2 protein-coding genes and 1 pseudogene are annotated in these 2,568 nt (G+C 46.9%); all 3 read left to right on the top strand.

Annotation, left to right across the window (positions count from 1 at the left end; all coding sequences use genetic code 11):
• Positions 1-460, top strand: a 460-nt coding sequence (locus ABY436_RS19915) for an FCD domain-containing protein (protein ID WP_372740666.1), incomplete at its 5' end; no start/stop codon positions are given.
• Positions 461-715: 255 nt separating this feature from the next.
• Positions 716-2,098, top strand: a complete 1,383-nt coding sequence (locus ABY436_RS19910) for an aspartate aminotransferase family protein (protein ID WP_372740665.1) — start codon at positions 716-718, stop codon at positions 2,096-2,098.
• A gap of 201 nt (positions 2,099-2,299) precedes the next feature.
• Positions 2,300-2,568: pseudogene (locus ABY436_RS19905) on the top strand (LuxR family transcriptional regulator); the annotation flags it as partial.

The raw sequence follows: 2,568 nt of genomic DNA, 5'->3' as shown, positions 1-2,568 counted from the left end.
CGCCATGAAATTTACGGAATTGTACGAAGCACGTATCGCTATCGAATCGCATGCGGCTGCCAGAGCGTTACCTTATATTGATAAGGCCCGCTTCATGCAACTGCGTAGTCTTGATCAATTAATTAACATAGCCCAGGAAGAAAACAATCTTGAGCAGATCAGCATACTCAACCAGAATTTCCACCGCTTGTTGTATACCGCCAACCCGCATCAGGTAACACTACCTCTGATTGAAAGCCTGTGGTTACAGTTAGGGCCATTCATGCGATTAGCCACCAGTAAACTGGAAGAACATTACCTGATTGACCGGCATAATGAAGCCATGACTGCCATCGAAAATCAGGATGCATTCGCCCTGCAGCTTGCCATCACGGCAGATATTCGAGAAGGGATCGCCTTTGCCGGCACCCCCGAGCTTTTACACCGTTTTATCGAGCAATCGCACATGGCCGCCGACTAAAGCACCCTTGCCCCTTTCCATTTTATAACCAGCATACCCAGATCAAAAAAGTGCCCGCAAGCGCGTCTGGCAAAGTCTTTACGCGCTTTTCAGTTAGCTTTTTTATTGACTTTTAAATTTTGTGATCACAAAATAACAAACAGTCACGCAACAAACGCCGATTAAGACATCCCATTTTTATGATCACATTTAACGCGATCAATGTGATCCCTTATTACGCTTTCAACTGCGGGTGAAAGTATTCCGGAGAGCAAGATGCACACCGATAAAGAAAATTATTCATCAATCACAACAGAGATTCAGGCTTTTGATGCTGAGCACCATTTACACCCGTTCACGAATACCGGTGCCCTCAACAAAAAAGGTGCGCGTATTATTACCAAGGGAGATGGTGTCTATATCTGGGACAGCGAAGGCAATAAAATTCTCGACGGCATGGCAGGTCTATGGTGCGTCAACATGGGCTATGGACGTAAAGAGCTGACAGAAGCGGCGACCAAGCAGATGACAGAACTGCCCTTCTACAACACCTTTTTCCAGACAACACATACACCCGTTGCTGAACTTGCCAAAGAGATCGCCAGCATTACTCCGGGCGACCTTAATCACATCTTTTTTGCGAACTCAGGTTCTGAGGCGATCGACACCATCATTCGCATGGTGCGCCACTACTGGGTCATTAAGGGCAAACCTGACAAAAACATCCTGATTAGCCGCGAAAACGCCTATCACGGCAGCACCGTCGGCGGAACCAGCCTTGGCGGCATGACAGGCATGCACAAACAGGGTGCTCCTTTGCTACCTAATATTGAGCGTATTCGCCAGCCTTACTGGTACGGTGAAGGCGCTGACATGACAGAAGAAGCGTTCGGCATCGCCTGCGCACAGGCACTCGAGGAAAAAATTCTGGCGGTGGGCCCCGACAATGTTGCCGCCTTTATCGGCGAGCCGATTCAAGGTGCTGGCGGCGTTATTGTTCCACCGGCAAACTACTGGGCTGAGATTCAAAAGATCTGTAATAAATACGATATTCTACTGGCTGCTGACGAAGTCATCTGCGGTTTCGGCCGCACAGGCAGCTGGTTTGGTAGCGAAACGTTAGGTATCAAGCCGGACATTATATCGATGGCTAAAGGCTTATCGTCTGGGTATTTGCCCATCTCAGCCGTTGCTGTGGGCAATCGTATAGCGAATACTTTTATTGAGCATAATGACGACTTCTACCACGGCTTCACTTACTCGGGCCATCCCGTCGCGGCGGCGGTTGCACTGGCCAACATCCGCCTGATGAAAGCAGAAAACATTGTCGAATATGTCACTAAAGATATCGGTCCTTATTTTCAGAAGAAGTTACGCGAAGCACTCGCAGACCATCCGCTGGTAGGCCATATTGAAGGGGTTGGATTAATCGCGGGGATTGCTCTGGTAAAAAACAAGGACACCAAAGAGTTCTTCCCGGGCAATCTGGATATCGGCATGATCTGTCGTGATCATTGCTTTAACAACGGCCTGATTATGCGTGCCGTGGGTAGCCGTATGGTTGCTTCACCGCCACTGATTATCAGTCACGCTGAAGTGGATGAGCTGTGCGAAAAAGCGCGTCTTTGCTTTGATCTGACACTGCAATCCGTTAGCTAGCGAAACAAGGACTAGTAAATAACAGCACTGTTAAGGTGCTGTTATTTATGCTTTTATAGTGTTCTGTTATAGATAGTTATATACGCTTTTACTTATGCTATTACTTATTTTTCGACTATCTCTTTCTTCCTTAAGTAACCTGCTACTTTTATTGTATTACAGGCCTCTATTACCCAAAAGAACCAAGGAAAAATCGAGCTTATGAATTATAAATCCAGCTTAGACGGCACCTCGGTTAACTGGCAAAAAGACCTTGCTTACGTTATCGACCATATACGCTTACGTAATTTCCCTAAAGCATTAGCGGACCTGCTGGCAACACAATGCAATGTCAGCTCTATCCTGATGGTCACTTACAAAAAGTCGTTTAAACCTATCATTCTGCACCCGACAGACCCTGCTGAACAAAGCCCGACATTACGCACCTATATCAATCAGGCCTATGTTCTGGACCCGCTTTTTAATGCGAT

This window comes from Neptunomonas sp., from assembly GCF_041601355.1.
GTDB lineage: Bacteria > Pseudomonadota > Gammaproteobacteria > Pseudomonadales > Balneatricaceae > Neptunomonas.
This window is presented reverse-complemented; position numbering and strand designations above follow the sequence as displayed.